We start from the raw sequence: 4,314 nt of genomic DNA on the forward strand, positions 1-4,314 counted from the left end.
GGTCCCGACGATCTGCCGTTCGTGCCGCTCGCCAAGCGCGTTTAAGCGTATCGAAGGATGTCGATGCGTGTCTGAAGGTCAAAAGGTCGTGCAAGGAAATTGAAAACATCCAACGGCCTTTGACTGGGTAAGAGCAGAGCCGCACCTGTTTCTCCTCCATTACGCTTTATCAGCGTGACGTAGTGAAGTTCGGCCTTGGCTTGCTGGAACCCCGCGCCAAGGCTGTTTTTTTGCGGGACTTCTTGCCGCGGTGCTTGTGGTCCGTGCGTGGCACATAAGCATACGTTGTGCGGCGCATCAACGAAACACACGGCAAGCCGCCGCGCCACCGCAAGCTAAACTACACAGACTGTCCGATTGAAACACCGGGGAAGCGCCGCTTCAATGAGGGGCAGCGGATTGTGAAGCACGGCTGCCGCCATCGTCCCCGGATCATTATTGTTTTGTCCCCTACGCCATGAATACTGCCAACCGCAAACGCCTTCCCGGCACCCAGCTGGATTTCTTCGACACGCGTGCCGCCGTCGATGCCATCCAGCCCGGCGCCTATGACAAGCTGCCGTACACCTCGCGCGTGCTGGCCGAAAACCTCGTGCGCCGCTGCGATCCGGCGATGTTGACGGCGTCGCTCAAACAGATTGTCGAACGCAAGCGCGAACTGGATTTTCCGTGGTTTCCCGCGCGTGTGGTCTGTCATGACATTCTCGGCCAGACCGCTCTGGTCGACCTGGCCGGTTTGCGCGATGCGATCGCGGCGCAAGGCGGCGATCCCGCGATGGTCAATCCGGTCGTGCCGACGCAGCTCGTAGTGGATCACTCGCTCGCTGTGGAATGCGGCGGTTTCGATCCGGATGCATTCGCGAAGAACCGCGCGATTGAAGATCGCCGCAATGAAGACCGCTTCGATTTCATCAACTGGACCAAGCGCGCGTTCAAGAACGTCGACGTGATTCCGCCGGGCAACGGTATCCTGCATCAGATCAACCTGGAGCGGATGAGCCCGGTGGTGCAGGTGAAAGACGGTGTCGCTTTCCCGGACACGCTGGTCGGCACCGACTCGCACACGCCGATGGTGGATGCGCTCGGCGTGATCGCCGTCGGCGTGGGCGGTCTCGAGGCGGAGAGCGTGATGCTGGGCCGCGCATCTTATATGCGCCTGCCGGACATCGTCGGTGTGGAGCTGACAGGCAAGCCGGTTGAAGGCATTACCGCGACCGACATCGTGCTCTCGCTGACCGAATTCCTGCGCAAGGAAAAAGTGGTCGGTGCTTACCTCGAGTTCTATGGAGCAGGCACGGCGAGCCTCACGCTCGGCGATCGCGCGACGATCGCCAACATGGCGCCCGAATTCGGCGCGACGGCGGCGATGTTCTATATCGACGAGCAGACTATCAAGTACCTCAAGCTCACCGGCCGCGACGATGAACTCGTCAAACTCGTCGAGACGTATGCGAAAGAAACCGGCCTGTGGGGCGATACGCTGAAGCACGCCGAGTACGAGCGCGTGCTGAAGTTCGATCTGTCGACCGTCGTGCGCACGCTGGCGGGTCCGTCGAATCCGCATCGTCGTTTGCCGGTTTCCGAACTGGCCGCGCGCGGTATCAGCGGCAAGGTGGAAAACGAGCCTGGCCTGATGCCGGACGGCGCCGTGATCATCGCCGCGATCACGAGCTGCACGAACACCAACAATCCGCGCAACATGATCGCCGCTGGTTTGCTGGCGCGTAACGCCAATCAACGCGGCTTGACGCGCAAGCCGTGGGCGAAGACGTCGCTCGCGCCGGGATCGAAGGCGGTTACGCTGTATCTGGAAGAGGCCGGTTTGCTGCCGGAGTTGGAGCAACTGGGTTTCGGCGTGGTCGCGTATGCGTGCACGTCGTGTAATGGCATGTCGGGTGCGTTGGACCCGGTGATCCAGAAGGAGATCGTGGATCGCGATCTGTATGCGACGGCTGTGCTGTCCGGCAACCGTAACTTCGACGGCCGTATCCATCCGTACGCAAAGCAGGCCTTTCTGGCTTCGCCGCCGCTGGTGGTGGCTTATGCGATTGCGGGCACGATTCGCTTCGATATCGAGAAGGACGTGCTTGGCGTCGATGCTGACGGCAATGCGATCAGGCTGAAGGACATCTGGCCGTCGGATGAAGAGATCGACGCGATCGTCGCTTCGAGTGTGAAGCCGGAGCAGTTCCGCAAGGTGTATGAGCCGATGTTCGCTGTCTCGGTTGATACGGGCGAGAAGGCGGATCCGCTGTATGACTGGCGTCCGATGAGTACTTATATTCGCCGTCCGCCGTATTGGGAAGGCGCCCTTGCCGGTGAACGCACGCTGAAGGGCATGCGTCCGCTGGCGGTGTTGGGTGACAACATCACGACCGACCACTTGTCGCCATCGAATGCGATTCTGGCGAATAGCGCGTCCGGCGAGTACCTCGCCAGGATGGGCCTGCCGGAAGAGGACTTCAATTCGTACGCCACCCACCGCGGCGATCACCTGACGGCGCAACGCGCCACCTTCGCGAACCCGACGCTGAAGAACGAAATGGTGCTGGAAGACGGCAAGGTGAAGGCGGGTTCGTTGGCGCGTATCGAGCCTGAGGGCAAGGTCACGCGCATGTGGGAAGCGATTGAAACTTACATGGAGCGCAAGCAACCGTTGATCGTGATTGCCGGAGCCGATTACGGTCAAGGTTCGTCGCGTGACTGGGCGGCCAAGGGTGTGCGACTTGCCGGCGCGGAAGCGATTGTGGCCGAGGGGTTCGAGCGCATTCACCGCACGAATCTGGTGGGCATGGGCGTGTTGCCGCTGGAATTCAAACCTGGTGTGAATCGTCTCACGCTTGCTATCGACGGAACGGAAACCTTCGACGTGATCGGCGAACGCAAACCGCGCGCTGATCTCACGCTCGTGATTCATCGCAAGAGCGGCGAGCGCGTCGAGGTGCCGGTGACGTGCCGCCTGGACACGGCTGAAGAAGTATCGATCTACGAAGCCGGCGGCGTGTTGCAACGCTTCGCGCAGGACTTTCTCGAATCGACCAAGGCTGCGGCTTAAGGTTTTAAAAACGATCTCATCAGGACATTACTTTCATGGCCCACAAACCTCAGATCAAGATTCCGGCGACGTACATGCGTGGCGGTACCAGCAAAGGCGTGTTCTTTCGCTTGCAGGATTTGCCGCAGGCGGCCCAGGTGCCGGGCGCCGCGCGTGACGCGTTGCTGATGCGTGTGATCGGCAGCCCGGATCCTTATGGCAAGCAGATCGACGGCATGGGCGGCGCGACTTCCAGCACGAGCAAGACGGTCATCATCGCGAAGAGCAGCAAGCCGGATCACGATGTGGATTATCTGTTCGGGCAAGTTGCGATCGATAAGGCTTTCGTCGATTGGAGCGGGAACTGCGGGAATCTTTCTGCGGCGGTCGGGCCGTTTTCGATCAGTGCGGGTTTTGTCGATGCGAGCCGGATTCCGCACAACGGTGTCGCGATTGTGCGTATCTGGCAAGCGAATATCGGCAAGACGATCATCGCGCATGTGCCGATTACCGATGGTGCCGTGCAGGAAACGGGTGACTTTGAACTCGACGGTGTGACGTTTCCCGCTGCCGAAGTGCAGCTCGAGTTCATGGACCCGGCGGCAGAAGAAGAGGGCGCCGGCGGCGCGATGTTCCCGACCGGCAATCTTGTCGATGATCTCGAAGTGCCCGGCGTCGGCACGCTGAAGGCGACGATGATCAATGCCGGTATTCCGACCATCTTCATCAACGCGGAATCGGTCGGTTATAAAGGTACTGAGCTACAGGACGCCATCAATAGCGACGAGAAGGCTTTGGCCATGTTCGAAACCATTCGCGCGCATGGTGCGGTGCGCATGGGCCTCATCAAGAATATCGATGAGATCGCGACGCGGCAGCATACGCCGAAGGTGGCTTTTGTCGCGAAGCCGGCCGAGTACGTTGCGTCGAGCGGCAAGCGTGTTGGCGCGGGCGACGCCGATCTGCTGGTGCGGGCGATGTCGATGGGCAAGTTGCATCACGCGATGATGGGAACGGCCGCGGTGGCGATCGGCACGGCGGCGGCGATTTCGGGCACCTTGGTGAATCTTGCCGCGGGCGGCGGCGCGCGGGAAGCGGTGCGGTTTGGGCATCCGTCGGGGACGTTGCGGGTGGGGGCTGAGGCGCGTGAGGAAGGCGGCGAGTGGACGGTCACCAAGGCGATCATGAGCCGCAGCGCGCGGGTTTTGATGGAAGGGTGGATTAGAGTGCCGACGCCGGAGGCTTGAGGCGGGGGAGGGGCATTGGCCTCGGTGTTGCTG

Annotated in this window: 2 protein-coding genes; both read left to right on the forward strand. The window is 61.0% G+C overall.

Features of this window, described 5'->3' with window-relative positions; all coding sequences use genetic code 11:
• Nucleotides 1-457 precede the first annotated feature (457 nt).
• On the forward strand, nt 458-3,055 hold the full coding sequence (gene acnD, locus QOC89_RS24220; RefSeq protein WP_323047335.1) for a Fe/S-dependent 2-methylisocitrate dehydratase AcnD: 2,598 nt from the start codon (nt 458-460) through the stop codon (nt 3,053-3,055).
• 35 nt (nt 3,056-3,090) lie between these two features.
• A complete protein-coding gene (gene prpF, locus QOC89_RS24225; RefSeq protein ID WP_323047336.1) occupies nt 3,091-4,281 on the forward strand; it encodes a 2-methylaconitate cis-trans isomerase PrpF in 1,191 nt (396 codons plus the stop codon).
• Nucleotides 4,282-4,314: the final 33 nt, after the last annotated feature.

This window comes from Paraburkholderia sp., from assembly GCF_034668105.1.
Lineage (GTDB): Bacteria > Pseudomonadota > Gammaproteobacteria > Burkholderiales > Burkholderiaceae > Paraburkholderia.